This window comes from Pseudomonas sp. UBA6323, from assembly GCF_002439135.1.
Lineage (GTDB): Bacteria > Pseudomonadota > Gammaproteobacteria > Pseudomonadales > Pseudomonadaceae > Aquipseudomonas.
In genome coordinates, this window is sequence record NZ_DJSX01000069.1 from 35,075 (window position 1) to 54,681 (window position 19,607).

At 64.2% G+C, this 19,607-nt stretch carries 19 protein-coding genes; 6 read left to right on the forward strand and 13 right to left on the reverse strand.

The window, feature by feature from the left end; genetic code table 11:
- Positions 1–45 precede the first annotated feature (45 nt).
- The 5 genes from B3P22_RS17000 to B3P22_RS17020 all read right to left on the reverse strand — a co-directional run bounded on the left by B3P22_RS17000 (position 46) and on the right by B3P22_RS17020 (position 4,620).
- Positions 46–579, reverse strand: coding sequence for a Csu type fimbrial protein (locus B3P22_RS17000; protein ID WP_296271803.1), 534 nt, complete (start codon positions 577–579; stop codon positions 46–48).
- A 244-nt stretch (positions 580–823) separates the two neighbouring features.
- On the reverse strand, positions 824–1,645 hold the full coding sequence (locus B3P22_RS17005; protein ID WP_296271804.1) for an ABC transporter ATP-binding protein: 822 nt from the start codon (positions 1,643–1,645) through the stop codon (positions 824–826).
- Positions 1,642–2,706, reverse strand: coding sequence for a FecCD family ABC transporter permease (locus B3P22_RS17010; protein ID WP_296271805.1), 1,065 nt, complete (start codon positions 2,704–2,706; stop codon positions 1,642–1,644). The genes B3P22_RS17005 and B3P22_RS17010 overlap by 4 nt, the downstream gene beginning before the upstream one ends.
- A 1-nt stretch (position 2,707) precedes the next feature.
- Positions 2,708–3,706, reverse strand: a complete 999-nt coding sequence (locus tag B3P22_RS17015; protein WP_296271806.1) for a FecCD family ABC transporter permease — start codon at positions 3,704–3,706, stop codon at positions 2,708–2,710.
- Entirely contained in the window at positions 3,706–4,620 is a 915-nt protein-coding gene (locus tag B3P22_RS17020) for an ABC transporter substrate-binding protein (protein WP_296271807.1), read from the reverse strand. Before B3P22_RS17020 ends, B3P22_RS17015 begins: the two co-directional genes overlap by 1 nt.
- 268 nt (positions 4,621–4,888) lie before the next feature.
- Here B3P22_RS17020 and nfsB point away from each other — a divergent pair, with 268 nt between their 5' ends.
- A complete protein-coding gene (gene nfsB, locus B3P22_RS17025) occupies positions 4,889–5,539 on the forward strand; it encodes an oxygen-insensitive NAD(P)H nitroreductase (RefSeq protein ID WP_197859122.1) in 651 nt (216 codons plus the stop codon).
- A gap of 49 nt (positions 5,540–5,588) precedes the next feature.
- Here nfsB and B3P22_RS17030 read toward each other — a convergent pair whose 3' ends face one another.
- On the reverse strand, positions 5,589–5,984 hold the full coding sequence (locus B3P22_RS17030) for a RidA family protein (protein WP_296271808.1): 396 nt from the start codon (positions 5,982–5,984) through the stop codon (positions 5,589–5,591).
- Between the two features lie 139 nt (positions 5,985–6,123).
- Here B3P22_RS17030 and B3P22_RS17035 point away from each other — a divergent pair, with 139 nt between their 5' ends.
- The 4 genes from B3P22_RS17035 to B3P22_RS17050 all read left to right on the forward strand — a co-directional run bounded on the left by B3P22_RS17035 (position 6,124) and on the right by B3P22_RS17050 (position 9,276).
- A complete protein-coding gene (locus B3P22_RS17035; protein ID WP_296271809.1) occupies positions 6,124–7,044 on the forward strand; it encodes a LysR family transcriptional regulator in 921 nt (306 codons plus the stop codon).
- A 172-nt stretch (positions 7,045–7,216) separates the two neighbouring features.
- The gene (locus tag B3P22_RS17040; protein WP_296271810.1) at positions 7,217–7,807 is read left to right on the forward strand and encodes a TetR/AcrR family transcriptional regulator; all 591 of its coding nucleotides are present in this window, start codon (positions 7,217–7,219) and stop codon (positions 7,805–7,807) included.
- A 9-nt stretch (positions 7,808–7,816) separates the two neighbouring features.
- The gene (locus B3P22_RS17045; protein WP_275545251.1) at positions 7,817–8,296 is read left to right on the forward strand and encodes a nuclear transport factor 2 family protein; all 480 of its coding nucleotides are present in this window, start codon (positions 7,817–7,819) and stop codon (positions 8,294–8,296) included.
- A gap of 68 nt (positions 8,297–8,364) precedes the next feature.
- Positions 8,365–9,276: a LysR family transcriptional regulator gene (locus B3P22_RS17050; RefSeq protein WP_275545250.1), complete on the forward strand. Its 912-nt coding sequence runs from the start codon at positions 8,365–8,367 to the stop codon at positions 9,274–9,276.
- A 6-nt stretch (positions 9,277–9,282) separates the two neighbouring features.
- Here B3P22_RS17050 and B3P22_RS17055 read toward each other — a convergent pair whose 3' ends face one another.
- On the reverse strand, positions 9,283–9,561 hold the full coding sequence (locus B3P22_RS17055; protein WP_013715799.1) for a peptidylprolyl isomerase: 279 nt from the start codon (positions 9,559–9,561) through the stop codon (positions 9,283–9,285).
- Between the two features lie 148 nt (positions 9,562–9,709).
- Between B3P22_RS17055 and B3P22_RS17060 the strand changes: the two genes are divergently transcribed.
- The gene (locus tag B3P22_RS17060) at positions 9,710–10,930 is read left to right on the forward strand and encodes a PilT/PilU family type 4a pilus ATPase (RefSeq protein ID WP_275545249.1); all 1,221 of its coding nucleotides are present in this window, start codon (positions 9,710–9,712) and stop codon (positions 10,928–10,930) included.
- Here the strand turns inward: B3P22_RS17060 and B3P22_RS17065 are convergent.
- The 6 genes from B3P22_RS17065 to B3P22_RS17090 all read right to left on the reverse strand — a co-directional run bounded on the left by B3P22_RS17065 (position 10,927) and on the right by B3P22_RS17090 (position 19,606).
- Positions 10,927–11,667, reverse strand: coding sequence for a substrate-binding periplasmic protein (locus tag B3P22_RS17065; protein WP_296271811.1), 741 nt, complete (start codon positions 11,665–11,667; stop codon positions 10,927–10,929). The two genes, B3P22_RS17060 and B3P22_RS17065, sit on opposite strands and share 4 nt — an antisense overlap.
- Before the next feature lie 77 nt (positions 11,668–11,744).
- On the reverse strand, positions 11,745–13,700 hold the full coding sequence (locus tag B3P22_RS17070) for an acetoacetate--CoA ligase (protein ID WP_296271812.1): 1,956 nt from the start codon (positions 13,698–13,700) through the stop codon (positions 11,745–11,747).
- Between the two features lie 364 nt (positions 13,701–14,064).
- Entirely contained in the window at positions 14,065–14,967 is a 903-nt protein-coding gene (locus tag B3P22_RS17075) for a hydroxymethylglutaryl-CoA lyase (protein WP_296271813.1), read from the reverse strand.
- 178 nt (positions 14,968–15,145) lie between these two features.
- Entirely contained in the window at positions 15,146–17,074 is a 1,929-nt protein-coding gene (locus tag B3P22_RS17080) for an acetyl-CoA carboxylase biotin carboxylase subunit (protein WP_296271814.1), read from the reverse strand.
- A 2-nt stretch (positions 17,075–17,076) separates the two neighbouring features.
- Complete coding sequence (locus B3P22_RS17085) at positions 17,077–17,871, reverse strand: gamma-carboxygeranoyl-CoA hydratase (protein WP_296271815.1); 795 nt, start codon at positions 17,869–17,871, stop codon at positions 17,077–17,079.
- A gap of 127 nt (positions 17,872–17,998) precedes the next feature.
- A complete protein-coding gene (locus B3P22_RS17090) occupies positions 17,999–19,606 on the reverse strand; it encodes a carboxyl transferase domain-containing protein (RefSeq protein ID WP_296271816.1) in 1,608 nt (535 codons plus the stop codon).
- Position 19,607 lies beyond the last annotated feature (1 nt).

A 19,607-nucleotide genomic window follows, 5' to 3' on the forward strand; every position in this document is an offset into this window, starting at 1 on the left:
TCTTCCCTGGTAAGCCTTAGATCCTCTTGAGCGGAGCGAAGGGAGTTACCAGGTGATGGTGACCTGCACGGTGTCGCTGTAGGTGCCTGGAGCTGGCGTGGGCTGTGGTGGCACCCGACCGAAGACGATCACCTCCTGATCGGTGCCGTTGCCTGTGCCCGAGAGCGCCGTGCCGGTGGCACCGCCGTCGCCCCAGAGTTGGGTGCGGCCGGCGTCCTGATACAGGTTATAACTGACGAAGGAACCCGCGTTGACCATGCGGCGCTGAGAGCCAGTGGCGTTTTGCCCCGAGCTCAGGGCAATGCTGTAGTCAGTACCATCGCTGCATTGCAGGCCGAATGAGCTGCCACCAGCGCTGCCGAAGGAGCGGCCGTCGATCAGGTTGGTGAGGTCGTTGTAATCGCCGAACGATATGGAACCGAAGGTGTTGGCCGAGCCGTCGCTTGAGCCGTTGGTTACGGTACAACCGCTGCCGATGGTGATCTGAACGTTCAGTTGGCCTTGCAATTGGCCGGCTGAAAAGGCGGGTGCTGACATTAGGGTAAAGGCCAGCGCGGCGGTTCCCGTAACAGACTTCATCGGGTGACTTCCTTGAAGATGGAGTTACTTGGACCATAGTTGTTCAGCCGTTTCGCAGCCTTCAAAGTGTCATTTTAATGACGATCCAGTCGTGTGCTCCGTTCTATTTGCTAACTTTAAGACCTACAAAGAAAAAAATATCCTCTGTAAGAAATCTATGAAAACCGGGAATAGTCAATTTCTTACACGTTTTTAAGATATGGCCATTGCCGGGCATCAAGCGAAGCGCTCTGGCCAAAGCGCGTCAGATTTTGCTCACCCCGGCGATTACCGGCGTGCCGCTCAGCGGGTCGCGCAGCAGCGTGCAGCTCACGCCATACAGGCGCTCGACCAGCTCCGACGTGACGATCTCATCGGGGCGGCCGCTGGCAACGATCTTTCCCTGATGCATGGCGATCAGATGATCGGCGTAGCGGCAGGCGCTGGACAGGTCATGCACCACCATGACGATGGTCTCGCCGATCGCCGCCAACTGGCGGATCAGCTCGAACACTTCGATCTGGTGGCCCAGGTCCAGCGCCGAGGTGGGTTCGTCGAGCAACAGCAGAGGCGTGGCCTGAGCGATGGCCATGGCGATCCAGGCGCGCTGGCGCTGGCCGCCGGACATCGATTCCAGCGGCCGATCAGCCAGTTCCACCAGGTCGGCGGCGACCAGGGCCGCCTCGACGATGGCCTGGTCCTCCTCGCTCCACTGACGTAGCAGGCCCTGGTGAGGCTGGCGGCCGAAGCGGATCAGTTCGCTGACGGTCAGCCCATCCGGTGCGCTGGCATCCTGGGGCAGCAGGGCAAGTCTGCGCGCCACCTCGCGCGAGGGAAGGTTGCCAATGGCCTTGCCGTCAAGCAGCACCTGACCGGCGCTGGGTTTGTGCAGGCGCGCAAGGCCGGCGAGCAGGGTGGACTTGCCGCAGCCGTTGGGACCGACGATGGCGGTGACCTGACCGCTGGGGATGACCAGGTTCAGGTCATCGATGATCGTCGTGTGGGCGTAGCCCATGCTCAGGTCGTGTGCTTCCAGGCGCACGTCTGGCTGGTGGGTGTCGCCGAGCAGGGAGGAAAGCAGGGTCATGTCGAACTCCGTGGGGCCTGGCGCAGCAGAATCCACAGCAGGTAGGGGCCGCCGACCGCGGCGGCGATGATGCCGACCGGGATCTCGATGGGCGCCAGCAGAGTGCGGCCGAGCCAGTCGGCAAGGATCATCATCAGTGCGCCGGACAATGCCGCGTTGAATACCGGCACGCCGTGGCGGTTGCACAGGTGCCGCGCCATTTCCGGTGCCGCCAGGGCAATCAGCCCGACCGGCCCGACGACGGCCACCGCCAGCGCGGTGAGCCACACGCACAGCGCCAGAGTGAGCAGACGCATGCGTTGCAGACGGACGCCGAGGCCGATGGCGACGCTATCGGAAAAGCGCATCAGGCTCAGCGCGCCTGCCAGCAGTTTGGCCAGCGGCAGGCCTGCGGCCAGGCCGATGCCGAGCAGTAGCACCGAATCGGCCGGGCGCGCATTGAGGCTGCCGACCGTCCAGGGGTAGGCGGCGTTGGCGGCGTCCATGTCGCTGCGCGCCAGCATCAGGTTGGTCAGCGCACCGAACAGTGCGCCAACGGCGATGCCGACGACGATGAAGCGATAACCGCGCGCGCCGCCGCCGGCGGCCAGAGCAAAGGTCAGTACCGCCGCAGTGGCGGCGCCGCTCAGCGCCAGGACAGACGGCGCCAGGCTGGTCGGTACGGCAACGATCGAGGCGACGGCGAAGGCAGTGGCGCCGTCGTCGATACCGATCACTCCCGGCGTGGCCAGGCGGTTGCGTGCCAGGGTCTGCAGCAGGCAGCCGGCTGCGCCCAGGGCGGCTCCACTGAGCAGGCCGGCGGCCAGGCGGGGCAGGCGCAGCTCCTGAATCAGAAATACCTGCAGCGCCTCGCCCTGGCCGAAGGCGGCCTGCAGCGCTTTCCATGGCGTGAGGGCATCATCGCCGGCGGCCAGCATCAAGCCGCCGACAACGATCAGCAGCAGGCTGAGGATCAGCGCTACGACCGCGCTGCGTCGGTGCAGCAGCAGGCTATAGGCGCCAAGACGCAGCAGATGATGGCCGGCCGGGGCGAGCAAGGGGCGTGGGGCAGGTGGGTTCATGTCACAAGGTCGGCAGGCGGTGGTTGCGCACCACGGCGATCAGGATCGGCGCGCCGACGAAGGCGGTCACCACGCCCACCGGCAGTTCGTAGGGGCGCACCAGCAGGCGCGAGATGACATCAGCCAACAACAGCACGCACGGGCCGAGCAGCATGCTCAGGCCGAGGGTGCGGCGGATGTCCGAGCCCACCAGGCGGCGGGCGATGTAGGGCACGATCAGGCCGATGAAGGCGATGGGGCCGGCGGCCGCGGTGGCGGTACCGACCAGGATTGCCACGGCTAGCAAAGTGCCCAGGCGGGTCAGCTGCGGGTGATGACCGAGGCCGCTGGCGACGCGCTCGCCCAGTGCCAGTGCTGCCAGCGGGCGAACTACCAGCAGCGCCATCAACAACCCGCCGATCAGCCCTGGCAGGCTCCAGTCGAGGGTATCCAGTGGGCGGCCGGCCAGGGCGCCGATGACCCAGAAGCGCATCTCATCGGCGGTGCGCTGATCCCACAGCAGCAACAGGCTGCTCAGCGCGCCGAGCATGCCGGAGAAAGCGGCGCCGGCCAGCACCAGTCGCACCGGATCGTCGCCGACGCCGCGCATACGCGTGACCAGCAGCACCAGTACGCAGCCGACCAGCGCGCCAAGCATTGCCACGCCCAGATGCAGGCTGGCGGCCGAGGCGCCTAGGTTGATCGCCAGCACCACCGCGAACGAGGCGCCGGCACTGACCCCGAGTAGCCCGGGTTCGGCCAGCGGGTTGCGCGTTACCGCCTGGAGCAGCACGCCGGCCGCACCCAGGGCGAGACCGACCAGCAGGGCCAGTTCGGTGCGCACCCAGCGCAGCTCGAAGACGATGAAGCGGGCATCGTCGTCGCTGCCGCCGAGCAAGGCCTGCAGGCTGGGCAGAAGGCCGATGTCACCCGCGCCCAGGAGCAGACTGGCGAGGCACAGCAGCGCCAGGCAAAGGGCGGCGTAGCCCAGTGCCTGGGGAACGGAAAGGCGTGCGGGCATCAGTCGAGAAGAGCCTTCTCCACGTCATCGAGAACCTGCTGGGCGGCCAGGTAGCCGGAGCTGCTGCTCCAGATCTGGCCATCGACGGCCACCACGTGATCATCGGTGACGGCTTTCAGGCGGGTGAAGGCCGGCTGCTTGCGTGCGTCCTCCAGCGCCTTGCGGCCGTCCGGGTTGAGCGTGGCGAGGAAGATCCAGTCGGCGTTGATGCGCGCCAGGTTCTCCAGGCTGAGCACGTCGCTGTGCGGTTTCTGCGCCTGGGCGGCGGCCAGTTCGTTGGCGCGCAGGCCGAGGTCATCGAGCAACTGGCCGACGAACAGTTGGCTGGACATGATCACCGGCCCCTGCGGGTTCCAGCGCACCACGCTGACCGCTTGCCCCTGGGGCAGGCGCTGTCGCAGCTGTGCGCTGCGCGCGTCGATTTCGGCGATGCGCTGCTGGCCGTCCGCAGCCTTGCCCAGCGCCTGGGCGTAGATGGCGTAGGTTTCGCGCCAGTCCTGGAAGCTGTTGCCCTTGGGCACCACGGTTGGCGCCATCAGGCTCAGCTTGGCGTAGAGCTCGCGTGACAGTTCGCTCGAGGCCAGGACCAGATCCGGCTGCAGGCGCAGGATGGCTTCCAGGTTGGGCTCGCGCACGCTGCCGACCAGAGTGATCTTGCCGGCCTTGGCCTTGAGATAGTCCGGCACGTCATCGCCGCCACGGCTGGCCAGGGTGCCGACCGGTTGCACGCCAAGCGACAGCGCTGCATCCAGCGCGCTGTCGCCGAGAGCGATCACGCGCTGCGGCGTACCGCTGAGTTTCAGCGGGCCGTAGGCGCTGTCCAGCGTGCGTTCGCTGGCGTGCAAGGGAAGGGCGGCTAACAGCGAGGCGGCAATCGCCACCGCAGCGCGTTGCAGATGAGAGCGGATAGACATGCTGGGCTCCGGGTCGGGACGAGCAGCGACGGGCGCTGGTCTAGGCAGGATCGAAAGCAAGCTATCTTTCTACTATTAAAGTTAATGAAAATCCATTTCATTTACGAAGTGTTTACAGGCTGACTCAGCAGGCAATCATTCAAGGTTGGCGGCATGGGATTTTCAATTTTTCATTGAAACGCCTGCTGCCGATGGCCACTTTTTTCACTCGCACGCATGGTTCAAACTAGCGCCCATTTCGCTCCATCCATTCCTTAGGAGGTTGTCCATGAGCCCCGTTTCCTTCGCGCGTCAGCGTTACACCACCAAGGCCTACGATGCCAGCCGCCAGGTGGATCAGGCCATTATCGACGAGTTGCTGGAGTTGCTGCGTCTGGCGCCGTCGTCGGTCAACTCGCAACCATGGCATTTCGTCGTGGCGAGCACCGCCGAAGGCAAGGCGCGCCTGGCCAAGGGCGCGCAGGGTGGCTTCGCCTACAACCAGCCGAAGATTCTCAATGCCTCGCATGTGATCCTGATCTGCGCCCGCCGCGACCTCGACGATGCCTACCTGGCCGATGTCCTGCAGCAGGAGGCCGATGATGGCCGTTTCCGTGATGACGCGGCGCGCACCACCCAGCACAACACCCGCAGCAGCTACGTCGAGCTGCACCGTGGCCTGGGCGATATTCCGCACTGGGCGGAGAAGCAGGCCTACCTGGCGCTCGGTACCCTGTTGCTCGGCGCGGCGGCCAAGGGCATCGATGCCACGCCGATGGAAGGCATCGACCGCGAGGCGCTGGACCAAGAGCTGGGGTTGACCGCCCAGGGTCTGAGCAGCATGGTGGCGGTGGCTCTGGGGCATCGCAGCGACAGCGATTTCAACGCCGCGCTGCCGAAGTCGCGTCTGCCGGCCGAGCGCGTCTTCACTCACCTCTGAGCCGCCTGGCGATGTCCCTCCGCGGTCGGCAGAGGGACACCGCCACTGCTCAATCGCGCAGCTTGGCGATCACTTTGATCTCGAAATCGAAACCGGACAGCCAGGTCACGCCAATGGCGGTCACGGTCGGGTAGGGCGCTTCGCCCCAATAGTCGGCTGCCACCTCCCAGATGGTTTCGAACTTCGCGTGCGGGTCGACCATGAAGATGGTGGTGTCGACGACATCGTCGAAGCTGCTGCCGGCCTCGGCGAGGATTGCGTTGAGGTTGGCGAAGGCCAGACGCACCTGCTCTTTCAGGTCCGGCTCGGGCGAGCCGTCCTTGCGGCTGCCGACCTGGCCGGACACGAACAGAAAGCCGTTGGAGCGAATCGCCGGCGAGTAGCGATGGAGCTCGTAAAGGGCGTGGCGCTCGGCCGGGAAAACCACATCACGTTTGCTGGTCATTGTTGCCTCCGTCGGGGCCGATATGGCCCGCTGTTGTCGATGGCTTCACTCTAAGAACGTCGCCGCACTGGATAAACGAGCAACTCTGGTCATGACTGTTTGTAGAATCCAAACAATCAATGGCTGAGAGAGACGTGAAATGGACCGTTTCGACGCGATGCAGGCCTTCGCCCGGGTGGTGGAAACCGGCAGTTTCACCAAAGCGGCTGCAACCCTGCACATGAGCAAGACCAGCGTGACGCAGCTGGTTCAGCAACTGGAGGCGCGGCTGCGCGTGCGCCTGCTCAACCGCACCACGCGCAAGGTCGCCGTCACGGCCGATGGGGCCGCCTACTACGAACGCGTGGTGCGCCTGCTGGCCGATGTCGACGATGCCGAAACCAGCCTGTCCAGCGCATCGCTGGCCCCGCGCGGGCGCTTGCGTGTGGACGTACCCAGCCCCTTCGCACGCATGCTGCTGATTCCGGCCCTGCCGGCGTTCTACGCGCGTTATCCGGAAATTCAGCTGACCCTGGGCGTGAGTGACCGGATCGTCGACATCATTGGCGAGAACGTCGACTGCGTGGTGCGCGGTGGCGAGATCAGCGATCAGTCGCTGGTGGCGCGGCATGTGGGCGACCTGCAACTCGGTATCTACGCCACGCCCAGCTACCTGCAGCGCGTCGGAACGCCGACGCACCCAAGTGAGCTGGAGGCCGCCGGACACAGCACCGTGGGCTTTCTCTGGTCACGCACCGGCAAGGCATTGCCCTATGTCATGTGGCGCGGCGAGGAGCGCATCGAGGCGCAGGGTCGCCCGCTGCTGACCGTCGATGACGGCAATGCCTATCTGGCCGCCGGGCTGGCAAGCCTGGGCATGCTCTGGCTGCCGCACTACATGGCCAGGCCGCACCTGGCCAACGGCGAACTGGTGCGCCTGTTCGAAGACTGGCAGATGACACCGATGCCGATGTACCTGGCTTTCCCGCCGAACCGCCACGTCAGCGCCAAGCTGCGGGTATTCATCGACTGGGTGGTGGAGCTGATGGCCGAGCATACGCCAGTGTCGGAGCGGCGCTGAGCGGCCTTCACCCTGCAAGGCGCATCTGCGAAGTCCGGCTCGCGCCGTCGAGATGCTGAAGTGCTGGCGCACTCTACTGATCTACCGCTCGTCCCACCTTACGAAAAACGGTTGACCAAAGAGAATGATCGTTCTACGTTATTGAGAACGATCATTCTCTTTGGTTTGAACCATGCTTGAAGACGCCTCTCTACAGCAACGTTTGCTGCAAGCCACCGAAAGCCTGGTCTATGCCGGCGGCATCAATGCCACCGGGATGGACGCCATCGTCAAGGCATCCGGGGTGGCGCGCAAAAGCATCTATCGCCTCTATCCGACCAAGGAAGCATTGGTCGCCGCGGCACTGCGCGAGCGTGATGAGCGCTGGATGCAGTGGTTTATCGCGGGTACCTCGGCTGGCTCGCCAAGCGAGCGCTTGTTGGCTGCATTCCCGCTTCTGCGCGCCTGGTTTTCGGCGGCGGATTTCCACGGCTGCGCCTTTATCAATGCGGCTGGTGAGATCGGTGATCTCGACAGTGAAATCCGCGCCGTGGCGCTGCTGCACAAACAGCGCCTGCTGGCCTATCTGAACGAGCTGACCACGGCTGGCAGCTTTGCCGAGCCCGGGGAAATGGCCAGGCAGTTTCTCCTGCTGATCGATGGCGCGACCGCCGTCGCCATGGTGACCGGCCAGGCGGATGCCGCCGACAGCGCCGGTCGTACTGCGCTATTGCTTCTGCAATCCCTATCGCCCAGCAATGGGCACAACCCCCCGCAAGCCTGAGGTGCCGTCATGTCGTCAAATACTGAAGTTCGTCCGCCGCTGCCGCCGTTCACTCGCGAGAGCGCCATCGAGAAGGTTCGCCTGGCCGAGGATGGCTGGAACAGCCGTGATGCGGCCAAGGTCGCGCTGGCCTACAGCCTCGATACGCGCTGGCGCAACCGCGCCGAGTTCGCCAATGGCCGCGATCAGGCGCGTGCGTTCCTCGAGCGCAAATGGGCCAAGGAGCTGGAGTACCGTCTGATCAAGGAGCTCTGGGCATTCGCCGACAACCGCATCGCCGTGCGCTATGCCTACGAATGGCGTGACGACTCTGGCAACTGGTTTCGCTCCTACGGCAACGAGAACTGGGAGTTCGGTGCCGACGGCCTGATGATCAACCGTTATGCCTGCATCAACGACTTGCCGATCCTGGAATCCGAGCGCAAGTTCCGCTGGCCGCAGGGGCGTCGTCCTGACGATCATCCGGGGCTTTCCGAACTGGGACTCTGATCGGGCTATGTGGGCACGGGAGTTGCTGCTTTAATGCGCCAACAAACCTGCGCCCTGAGGCCCTCTGGATGAATCGCAACGACCTGCGCCGCGTCGACCTGAATCTGCTGGTGATCTTCGAAACCCTGATGTTCGAAAAGAACCTCACCCGTGCGGCCGAGAAGCTGTTTCTCGGCCAGCCGGCGGTCAGTGCGGCGCTGGCCCGGCTGCGTGACCTGTTCGACGACCCGCTGCTGGTGCGCAATGGTCGCGGTTTCGAGCCGACCGCGCGGGCGCTGGCGATTCTCAAGGAGTTGCAGCCGGCGATGGACACCATCTCGGGCGCGGTCAGCCGTGCCCGCGAGTTCAACCCGGCGACCAACCGCGACACCTTTCGCATCGGCCTGTCCGATGACGCCGAGTTCGGCCTGTTCCCGGCCTTGCTCAACCAGATTCGTGAAGAGGCGCCCGAGGTGGTGATCGTGGTGCGGCGGGTCAACTTCCTGCTGATGTCGTCGATGCTGGCCTCGGGGGAAATCTCCGTAGGCGTCAGCTATACCACCGAATTGCCGGCCAACGCCAAGCGCCGCAAGTTGCGCGAAATGAAGGTCAAGGTTCTGCGTGGCGACGATCGCCCCGGCGCGCTGACACTGGACGAATATTGCTCGCGGCCGCATGCGCTGGTGTCGTTCTCGGGCGATCTGTGCGGCAACATCGACAACGATCTGGCGCGCCTGGATCGCTCGCGGCGCGTGGTGCTGGCGGTGCCGCAGTTCAGCGGTTTGCGCTCGATCATCGCCGGTACGGAAATGCTCGCCTCGGTGCCGGATTACGCAGCAACGGCATTGATCGAAGGCACCGGGCTACGCGCTGATGATCCGCCATTCGAGTTGGTCACCTCAGACCTGTCGATGGTCTGGAGCGGGGTGACCGACAACGACCCGGCCGAGCGCTGGCTCAGAAGCAAGATCGTCGAGTTCATGGGTGATTCAGGCGCTTGAGCCGGGTCAGTCGCGATAGAACACCTGGATCAGGTGATAGCCGAATTGGGTCTTCACCGGGCCATGCACTTCACGCAACGGCTTCTTGAAAATCACCTGATCCACCGCACGCACCATCTGCCCGGGACGCACTTCGCCAAGGTCGCCGCCTTTCTTGCCGGAAGGGCAGGTGGAGTGCTTGCGCGCCAGCACATCGAAGGCTTCGCCGGCGGCGATGCGCTTTTTCAAGGCGGCCGCTTCCGCTTCGGTCTTGACCAGGATGTGGCGGGCCATTGCCTTTGCCATTGATGGGTTCCTCAATTCTGTCAGGGCGCTATTGTGCCAGGATTCATTGCGCCAGCAGAATGGCGTCAACTTTATGGGTGTGTTTCATCCGCGGTGCGGGCGAATCATGGCCTATGGTATTTCAATCGTGCCCACGGAAAACGCCGCCATGGATCTCCACGCAATGCTGAAAATCCTGTCCAGTCAGGATGGCTCCGATCTGTATCTGTCCACCGGTGCGCCGCCTTGTGCGAAATTCAACGGTGTACTCAAGGCGCTGAGCCAGGAGCCAATGAAGGCGGGCGACGTGGCGGCCATCGCCGACGCGATCATGGATAGCGCGCAGCGCGAGGAATTCGAGCGCGAACTGGAGATGAACCTGGCCATCTCGCTGGCTGGTGTGGGGCGCTTTCGCATCAACATCTTCAAGCAGCGCAACGAGGTGTCCATCGTCGCGCGCAACATCAAGCTGGACATTCCCCGCTTCGAAGACCTCAAGCTGCCGGAAGTGCTACTCGGTACAGTGATGGAAAAGCGCGGGCTGGTACTGTTCGTCGGCGGCACGGGTTCGGGCAAGTCGACCTCCCTGGCGGCGCTGATCGACTACCGCAACCGCAACAGCGGCGGCCATATCATCACCATCGAAGACCCGGTGGAGTACGTGCACCGGCACAAGAAGTCGATCATCAACCAGCGCGAAGTGGGTGTGGACACGCGCAGCTTCCACGCCGCGCTGAAGAACACCCTGCGCCAGGCGCCGGACGTGATCCTGATCGGCGAGATCCGCGACCGTGAAACCATGGAGCATGCGCTGGCCTTCGCCGACACTGGCCATCTGGCGATTTCCACCCTGCACGCCAATAACGCCAACCAGGCGCTGGACCGCATCATCAATTTCTTCCCGGAAGACCGCCGTCCGCAATTGCTCAACGACTTGGGCAACAACCTCAAGGCGTTCGTCTCCCAGCGGCTGGTCAAGACCGTCGATGGCAAGCGCCGCGCCGCGGTGGAGGTGATGCTGGGGACGCCGACGGTGCGCGACCTGATCAAGCGCAACGAATTCTCCGAGCTCAAGGAGATCATGGAAAAATCCAAGAACCTCGGCATGCAGACCTTCGATCAGGCGCTGATCGACCTGGTGCACGAGGGCGCCATCGACGAGGAAGAGGCAGTGAAGAACGCCGACTCGGCGAACAACGTGCGCCTGAAGCTCAAGCTCTATCGCGACAATCCGGCCAATGCCAGGCCGGCACCTGCTGCCGCTGCGCCGGTGGCCGCGCCCGTCGCTGCACCAAAGGCCGCCTCGGCAGGCGATTGGGGGCTGGAGCTGAAGCTGGAGGATATCGAGGAAGAGCAGCCGCCCGAGGATCCGGGGCGTCAGGGGATCTAGGGATCGGGTTGCAGCGGCAGATAGGCCTGCCGCAACCGTAGGCTGACGCCGTCTAGCTCCAGTTCCTTGATGGCGGTGCGCAAGCGTTCGACCAGTTGCGCGTCGCATTGCCTGGAGCAGCCGAGGTAAATGTCGGTGCTGGTCAGCGGCGGGCTGCTGCGCAGATTGCGCTTGCGGTACTCCGAACCCTCCCAGATATACAGCGCTTCGGGCACGCCAGTGAACCAGGCGTCGATGCGCCCAAGCACGAGCAGATGAGCCGGGTTCTCACCCAGTTTCAGTTGCACGATCTGCTCGTCGCTGAATCCTTCGCGCTGCAGGATGCCAACTTGCGCGGTGCCCATGCCGACACCGATGCGGCGATAGCGCTGACGAGCCTCGGCAAAGCTCTGGACGGGTCCGTCGAGGGTGAAAAAGGCGCGCTCCAACTTCATGATTGGGGTGATCCAGGTATAGAGTTCTTCGCGCTCGGGCGTGCGCGACAGCGGAATGATCAGCATGTCGCTGCCCCTGGCGACGCTTACCTGCGCGCGCGGCCAGGGTTCTGCGACGATGTGGGAGAGTTCGCCGATTCTGGCCAGCGCCGCCAGCACCACGTCACCCACCATGCCATGGCCACCGGCGTAATGGTTCATTGCCAGTGGCGGTGCATCCGGCATGTACAGCCTGACCGGCTCATCGGCCGACGCCACTGCAGCGAAGAGCAGCGCATGAGCCAGGCAGAGGCGTTTGAGCACGACGAAATCCTATCGTTTTGGTCGGATAAGTATAGAGGCGGCTGCGCTTGCCGTGGCGTTGGTCTGTATCAGCAGATTTATTTCTGCAAATCTGGCAGATCGCGATACAACTCCAGCGCCTGGGGATTGGCCAGGGCATCGGTGTTTTTCACCGGCCGGCCATGGACGATATTGCGCACCGCCAGTTCGACGATCTTGCCGCTGAGGGTGCGCGGGATGTCGGCGACCTGGATGACCTTCTCCGGCACATGGCGCGGCGTGGTGTTGGCGCGGATCACCTGGCGAATCTCGTCGCGCAATGGCTCATCCAGCGTCACGCCCTCGCGCAGGCGCACGAACAGCACCACACGCACATCGCCTTGCCAGTCCTGGCCGATGGCGATGGACTCCAGCACCTGAGGCACCTTCTCCACCTGGCGGTAGATTTCCGCGGTGCCGATACGTACACCGCCGGGGTTGAGTATGGCGTCGGAGCGGCCGTGGATGATCAGGCCGCCATGTTCGGTTTCTTCGGCATAGTCGCCGTGGGCCCAGACTCCGGGAAAAGTGTCGAAATAGGCGGCGCGGAACTTCTCGCCGTCTGCATCGTTCCAGAAGCCCACCGGCATCGAGGGGAAATGCCGGGTGCAGACCAACTCGCCCTTGTCGTTATGAACCGGCTGACCCAGCTCGTTCCAAACCTGCACGTCCATGCCCAGGCCTTTGCACTGCAGCTCGCCACGCCAAACGGGTAGGGTCGGGTTGCCCAGGGCGAAGCAGGAGACGATATCGGTGCCACCAGAGATGGATGACAGACACAGGTCCGGTTTCACATCGCGGTAGACGTAGTCGAAGCTTTCGTGGGCCAGCGGCGAGCCGGTGCAGAGGATGGCCTTCAGGCTTCGCAGTTTATGGCTTTCGCGCGGTCTGACGCCGGCTTTCTCCAGCGCGGCGATGAACTTGGCGCTGGTGCCAAAGACGCTGATGTCCTCGGCGTCGATCAGGTCGATCAAGCGCGTGGGACCGGGATGGAAAGGCGAGCCGTCGTAAAGCACCAGGGTGGGGCCCAGGGCCAGGCCGGATACCAGCCAGTTCCACATCATCCAGCCGCAGGTGGTGTAGTAGAACAGGGTGTCGGTGGCGCTCAGGTCGGTGTGCAGCCCCAGTTCCTTGACGTGCTGCAGCAGGGTGCCGCCGTGCCCGTGGACGATGCATTTGGGCGCGCCGGTGGTGCCGCTGGAGTAGAGGATGTAGAGCGGATGATCGAAAGAGACTGGCGTGAACTGCGGCGCGCCGCCAGGTTGGTAGAAGTCTTGCCAAAGAGTCGCTGGAGCAACGGACTCGTAATCAGCAGGGCTGGCCTCGTCGCGTGAGTAGGGCACGATGACCAGATGGTCCAGGCTGGGCAGTTGATGAAGAATTTCGTTCAGCTTGTCGGTCAGGTCGATTCGCTTGCCGGCATAGCGATAACCCGCGGCGGCGATCAGCACTCTGGGCTCGATCTGGCCGAAGCGGTCGGTCACGCCCTGAGTGCCGAAGTCCGGCGAGCAGCTCGACCAGGTAGCGCCGAGGCTGGCGCTGGCAAGCATACCCACCACGGTTTGCCAGGTGTTGGGCATGAACGCCGCGACGCGGTCGCCGAGACCGACACCGGCGTCGCGCAGAGCCCGCTGCAGGCCGGCGACATGGGCGGCCAGTTGCGCATGACTGAGCTGCTCGCGGCTGCCGTCCTCGCCGATGGCCACCAGCGCCGGATGGCCATCGCGGCGGCGCAGCAGGTGCTCGGCGAAATTCAGCGTGGCGCCGGGGAACCACTGCGCATCCGGCATTGCCGGGCCTTCGCGCAACGTGCAGCCGGCGGGGCTGTGGAAACGAATCTCGAAGAAATCGACGATGGCCGGCCAAAAAGCCTCGCGTTTCTCGACGCTCCAGGCATGCAGGGCAGGGTAGTCAGCCAGTTGCAAGCCGTGGCGCTGATTGACGAAACGGCGGAAAGCGTCCATTCGGCTGGCGGCGACACGCTCGGCGGTAGGCGTCCACAGAGGTTGCTGCATGGTCAGTCCTCGTCGTTGCTTGTCGGTACTTCAACCCTAGCGCAAAAGGATGCTCTGGCCTTAATGATGTGGCCTGCACATCCGGCCTCCACCTTCTAACGTCAGGCATTTGTGAAGTAAGACAGTGATCGCCGCGAAGTGATCATCAGCCTGTAAAGAGCGGCTTCAGCCGCGGAAAAATCGCGAATAAATTCACTTCTACAGGCGTGGGCGTTGACGGTCAGTGATATGCCTGGCGGTGTAGCCGGAGGCATCCTGAGCGCCGCAAAGCCCCGGGCTTCATCCGGGCTACGACTGTGTAGGAGCGGCTTCAGCCGCGAAAAATCGCGGATAAATCCGCTCTTACAGGCGTGCGCGTTGAGGGTCAGCGATTCGCCAGACGGGTGCGGGCGACGCGTGAGCCGTTGGCCTTGCCGAGCACCTCGCAGATGCGCTGGCCGGCGGCGATCAGCCTGTCCATGTTCACACCGGTCTCGATGCCCAGGCCTTGCAGCAGGTACAGCACATCTTCGGTGGCGACATTGCCGGTGGCGCCCTTGGCGTAGGGGCAGCCGCCCAGGCCAGCGACCGAACTGTCGAACACGCTGATGCCCTCAAGCAGGCTGGCGTAGATATTGGCCAAAGCCTGGCCGTAGGTGTCATGAAAGTGCCCCGCCAGCAGGTGCCGGGGAATTTCCCGGCCGACGACGTTGATCAGATGGCGGGTCTTGCCCGGCGTGCCGGTGCCGATGGTGTCGCCCAGCGATACCTCGTAGCAGCCCATGGCGTACAGCTCGCGAGCGACACTGGCGACCTGCGCCGGATCGATCTCGCCATCATAGGGACAGCCGAGCACGCAGGACACGTAGCCGCGTACGCGCACGTTCGCGGCCTTGGCCGCCTCCATCAGCGGTATGAAGCGCTGCAGGCTCTCGGCAATGGAGCAGTTGATGTTCTTCTGCGAGAAGGCCTCGCTGGCGGCGGCGAACACTGCCACTTCCTCGACCTTGGCTTCGAGCGCGGCCTCGAAGCCTTTCAGATTGGGCGTCAGGCCGGCGTAGGTGACCCCAGGTTTGCGCTGGATGCCGGCGAATACCTCGGCGCTGCCGGCCATCTGCGGCACCCATTTGGGCGAGACGAAGCTGCCCACTTCGATGTAGTTCAGACCGGCCGCAGTCAGCTCATCGACCAGGCGTACCTTGTCGGCGACGCTGATCGGCTGCTTCTCGTTCTGCAGACCGTCACGCGGGCCGACTTCGACCAGACGCACGGATAGGGGCAGGCTCATAGGTGTTTCCTCGTATTCATAGCGCGCCGCGTGGGATTGTCTGTAGAGCGAATTTATTCGCGATATCGGTGGCAACGTAGCGATTCAATCGCGAATAAATTCGCTCCTACAACTGCATCGTCGTTCATGTCCACCTTATCCAGCGCGAATGCGGTGGATCGCTGAAGCGTGATCCACCCTACGGTGCCAGCTCCACCAGAGCCGCGCCTTCACTGACCATATCCCCTTCGCGGCAATACAGCGCCTTGACCGTGCCGGCCTCGGGCGCACGGATGCTGTGCTCCATCTTCATCGCCTCAAGCACCACCAGGGCGGTGCCGGCTTCGACCTCCTGGCCGGGTTCGACCAGCACCCGGACGATGCTGCCGTTCATGGGCGCGCTAAGGCCGCCGTGCTGGGCATGGCTGGCTTCGGCGGCGGCGATGGAGTCGAAGCGGGTTATTGCATGTAGCTCGCCGTGCCACTGCAGGTAAAGCGTGTCGCCACGGCGAATGGCGCGCAGACGCTGGCGCGTTCTATCGATCTCCACCAGCAGCTCTTCGCCATGCAAGCAGGCTTTGTTGGTCGCACGCACCTTGCGGCTTTCACCCTGGCAGCTTAGGTGCAACTCGACCTCAGCAGCGCCACCGGCGCGCCAGCCGCTGCGGCTTGCCCAGGGCGAATGCGGATCATCGTCGCGTTGCAGCGGCGTCTCGCTCTGCCCCCAGGCATCGGCCGCCAGTTGCCAAAAGGTATCCGGCAACTCGCCCGGAGCGGGCAGTAACTGCTGCTGATGGCGCGGGATAAAGCCCGTATCCAGCTCGCATGCGGCGAAGGCCGGGTGGGCGAGGATGCGGCGCAGGAAGGCCAGGTTGGTCTTCACGCCGCCGACTAGGGTATCGCCGAGCATCGCCAACAGTCGCAGGCGCGCCTGCTCGCGGTTCTCGCCCCAGGCGATCAGCTTGCCCAGCATCGGGTCGTAGAAGGGCGAGACGCTATCGCCCTCGGCCACGCCGCTGTCGATACGCCGGCCGTCGCCATTGCCGGCCTCGCGGTACAGCGCCAGGGTGCCGGTAGCGGGGAGGAAATCGTGATCCGGGTCTTCAGCATACAGCCGCACCTCGATGGCGTGGCCGTTCAGCGGCACCTGCTGTTGAGCCAACGGCAGCGGCTCGCCACGGGCGACGCGAATCTGCCAGGCCACCAGATCCAAGCCGGTGATGGCTTCGGTGACCGGATGCTCGACCTGCAGGCGGGTGTTCATCTCCATGAAGAAGAAGTCGCCACGCTCGTCGAGCAGAAACTCCACGGTGCCGGCACCGACATAGCCGATGGCTTGCGCGGCCTTGACCGCCGCCTCGCCCATGGCGCGGCGCAGCTCGGGACTCAGGCCGGGCGCCGGCGCTTCTTCCACGACCTTCTGATGGCGACGCTGGATGGAGCAGTCGCGCTCGTTGAGGTACAGACAATTGCCGTGCTGATCGGCGAACACCTGGATCTCCACGTGGCGCGGCTTGAGCACATATTTTTCCACCAGCATGCGCGAGTCGCCGAAAGCCGATTGCGCTTCGCGCTGCGCGGACTCCAGCGTCTCGGCGAGTGGCGCTTCCGATTCGGCCACCTTCATGCCCTTGCCACCGCCGCCCGCAGCAGCCTTGAGTAGCACCGGGTAACCGATGCGCGCGGCCGCCTCGCGGAAGGTCTCATAATCCTGCGCTTCACCGTGGTAGCCGGGCACCAGCGGCACGCCAGCAGCTTCCATCAGCGATTTGGCCGCCGACTTGCTGCCCATGGCTTCGATGGCCGAGGCGGGCGGGCCGAGGAAGATCAATCCGGCCTGCTCGATGGCACGGGCGAAGCCGGCGTTCTCCGAAAGAAAACCGTAGCCAGGGTGGATGGCCTGCGCGCCGCTGGCCTTGGCGGCGGCAATAATCTTGTCGATCAGCAGGTAGCTTTCGCCAGGCTTGGCACCGCCGAGATTCACCGCCACGTCTGCTTCACGCACATGCCGAGCATTGGCATCGATGGCGCTGTGTACGGCGACAGTACGAATGCCCATGGCTTTGGCCGTACGCATCACGCGGCAGGCAATTTCGCCACGATTGGCGACCAGCAGGGTGTCGATCATGGTTATTGCTCCTGCCAGGACGGTTGGCGTTTTTCCAGGAAGGCGCGCAGGCCTTCCTGGCCCTCGGCGCTGACGCGCAGGCGGGCGATGGCATTTTCCGTGTAAAGACGCAGGGCCGGGGTCAGCTCTCCGCTGCCGACCTCGCGCAGCAAGTCCTTGCTGGCGCGCATGGCCTGCGGGCTGTTGTACAGCAGGTTGGCGATCCAGGCTTCGACCTGAACGTCCAGCTCATTGGCCGGGAAACACTCGGCGAGCAGGCCCAGTTCGCGGGCACGCTTGCCGTCGAAACGCTCGGCAGTCAGCGCGTAGCGCTTGGCAGCGCGCTCGCCAACGGCCTGCACTACGAAGGGGCTGATCACCGCCGGAGCCAAGCCAATACGTACCTCGGACAGCGAGAACAGCGCATCCTCGGCGCCGATGGCCATATCGCAGCAACTGGCTAGGCCCACCGCGCCGCCGAAGGCTGCGCCCTGGACCACGGCCAGGGTCGGGATCTTCAGGCCGTGCAGGTTGTACATCAGTTCGGCCAGCTCACGAGCGTCACTCAAGTTGGCGTTGTAGTCGAGGGCGGCGGCCTGCTGCATCCAGGCCAGGTCGGCGCCGGCGGAGAAATGTTTGCCACGGCCGCGCAGCAGCAGGAAACGAAGGCTCTTGTCCTCACCCACGGCATCGAGGGCGAGGATCAACTCGCGGATCATCTCGGCGTTGAAGGCGTTGTTCTTCTCCGGGCGGTTCAGCCACAAGGTGGCGAAGCCGCACGGGTCTTTCTCAAGCTGTACGGTGGTGAATTCGGTCATGGTCAATTCCGGAATCTGCTTTTTGCTCCCTCTCCCATTCAGGGGCGAGGGCTGGGGAGAGGGCGCTTCGAGCGTTTGACCCTTTCCCCCGGCCCCTCTCCCGCAAGCGGGAGAGGGGAGTTGATCATCACATACGGAACACCCCGAAACGGGTCGGCTCGATCGGCGCGTTGAGGCTGGCCGACAGCGCCAGGGCCAGCACCTCGCGGGTCTGCGCCGGGTCGATCACGCCGTCGTCCCACAGCCTGGCGCTGGAATAGAAAGCGTGCGCCTGCTGCTCGTACTGCTCGACGATGGGCTGCTTGAGGCGTTGTTCCTCGTCGTCGCTGAACGGCTGGCTGGCGCGTGCGGCCTGTTCACGCTTGACCTGCACCAGTACGCCCGCGGCCTGCTGAGCGCCCATCACACCGATCCGCGCGTTGGGCCACATCCACAGAAAACGCGGGTCGTAGGCGCGTCCACACATGCCGTAATTGCCGGCGCCGAAGCTGCCGCCGATGAACACGGTGAATTTCGGCACCTGGGCGCAGGCCACGGCGGTGACCAGCTTGGCGCCATGCTTGGCGATGCCGCCTTCCTCGTATTTCTTGCCGACCATGAAACCGGTGATGTTCTGCAAGAACAGCAGTGGAATGCCGCGCTGGCAGGCCAACTCGACGAAGTGCGCGCCTTTTTGTGCCGCCTCGGCGAAGAGGATGCCGTTGTTCGCCAGGATCGCCACCGGGTAGCCGTTGATTCGGGCGAAGCCGCAGACCAGGGTGGTACCGAACAGCGCCTTGAATTCATCGAGCTGCGAATCGTCGACGATGCGCGCGATCACCTCGCGCACATCGAAGGGCTGCTTGGCGTCTGCCGGGATCACCCCGTACAACTCTTCGGCGGGGTAGCGCGGGGCGATGGGCACACGGCTGTCGAGCTGGCCGAGCTTGCGCCAGTTCAAATTGCTGATGCAGCGGCGGGCCAGGGCCAGGGCGTGTTCGTCGTCTTCGGCATAGTGGTCGGCCACGCCGCTGGTCTTGCAGTGCACGTCGGCGCCGCCCAGTTCTTCGGCTGTCACCACTTCGCCGGTGGCGGCCTTCACCAGTGGCGGGCCGGCGAGGAATATGGTCGCCTGTTCACGCACCATGATGGTCTCGTCACTCATCGCCGGTACATAGGCGCCACCAGCAGTGCAGGAACCCATCACCACAGCGATCTGCGGAATGCCCATTGCGCTCATGTTGGCCTGGTTGAAGAAGATCCGGCCGAAGTGCTCGCGATCGGGGAATACCTCGTCCTGGCGCGGCAGGTTGGCGCCGCCGGAGTCCACCAAGTAGATGCACGGCAGGCGGTTTTCACGAGCGATGGCCTGGGCGCGCAGGTGCTTCTTCACCGTCAGCGGGTAGTAGCTGCCACCTTTTACCGTGGCGTCGTTGGCCACGATCATGCACTCGACACCTTCGACCCGGCCGATACCCGCGATCACCCCGGCGGCCGGCACGTCCTCGCCGTATACCTCATGGGCGGCGAGCTGGCCGATCTCCAGGAACGGCGAGCCGGCATCGAGCAGGCGGTTGATGCGCTCGCGCGGCAGCAGCTTGCCACGCGAGGTATGGCGCTCCTGCGCCTTGGCACCGCCGCCTTCGTGAACGCGGGCGAGCAGGGTACGCAGTTCGTCCACCTGGGGGAGCATGGCTGCCTGGTTGGCGGCGAATTCCGGTGAGCGGGTGTTGATCTGGGTGTGCAGGATGGCCATC

Coding starts and splice junctions, on each gene's coding strand:
- B3P22_RS17000 (WP_296271803.1), bottom strand. CDS start 579: ATGAAGTCTGTTACGGGAACCGCCGCGCTGGCCTTTACCCTAATGTCA.
- B3P22_RS17005 (WP_296271804.1), bottom strand. CDS start 1,645: ATGACCCTGCTTTCCTCCCTGCTCGGCGACACCCACCAGCCAGACGTG.
- B3P22_RS17010 (WP_296271805.1), bottom strand. CDS start 2,706: ATGAACCCACCTGCCCCACGCCCCTTGCTCGCCCCGGCCGGCCATCAT.
- B3P22_RS17015 (WP_296271806.1), bottom strand. CDS start 3,706: ATGCCCGCACGCCTTTCCGTTCCCCAGGCACTGGGCTACGCCGCCCTT.
- B3P22_RS17020 (WP_296271807.1), bottom strand. CDS start 4,620: ATGTCTATCCGCTCTCATCTGCAACGCGCTGCGGTGGCGATTGCCGCC.
- nfsB (WP_197859122.1), top strand. CDS start 4,889: ATGAGCCCCGTTTCCTTCGCGCGTCAGCGTTACACCACCAAGGCCTAC.
- B3P22_RS17030 (WP_296271808.1), bottom strand. CDS start 5,984: ATGACCAGCAAACGTGATGTGGTTTTCCCGGCCGAGCGCCACGCCCTT.
- B3P22_RS17035 (WP_296271809.1), top strand. CDS start 6,124: ATGGACCGTTTCGACGCGATGCAGGCCTTCGCCCGGGTGGTGGAAACC.
- B3P22_RS17040 (WP_296271810.1), top strand. CDS start 7,217: ATGCTTGAAGACGCCTCTCTACAGCAACGTTTGCTGCAAGCCACCGAA.
- B3P22_RS17045 (WP_275545251.1), top strand. CDS start 7,817: ATGTCGTCAAATACTGAAGTTCGTCCGCCGCTGCCGCCGTTCACTCGC.
- B3P22_RS17050 (WP_275545250.1), top strand. CDS start 8,365: ATGAATCGCAACGACCTGCGCCGCGTCGACCTGAATCTGCTGGTGATC.
- B3P22_RS17055 (WP_013715799.1), bottom strand. CDS start 9,561: ATGGCAAAGGCAATGGCCCGCCACATCCTGGTCAAGACCGAAGCGGAA.
- B3P22_RS17060 (WP_275545249.1), top strand. CDS start 9,710: ATGGATCTCCACGCAATGCTGAAAATCCTGTCCAGTCAGGATGGCTCC.
- B3P22_RS17070 (WP_296271812.1), bottom strand. CDS start 13,700: ATGCAGCAACCTCTGTGGACGCCTACCGCCGAGCGTGTCGCCGCCAGC.
- B3P22_RS17075 (WP_296271813.1), bottom strand. CDS start 14,967: ATGAGCCTGCCCCTATCCGTGCGTCTGGTCGAAGTCGGCCCGCGTGAC.
- B3P22_RS17080 (WP_296271814.1), bottom strand. CDS start 17,074: ATGATCGACACCCTGCTGGTCGCCAATCGTGGCGAAATTGCCTGCCGC.
- B3P22_RS17085 (WP_296271815.1), bottom strand. CDS start 17,871: ATGACCGAATTCACCACCGTACAGCTTGAGAAAGACCCGTGCGGCTTC.
- B3P22_RS17090 (WP_296271816.1), bottom strand. CDS start 19,606: ATGGCCATCCTGCACACCCAGATCAACACCCGCTCACCGGAATTCGCC.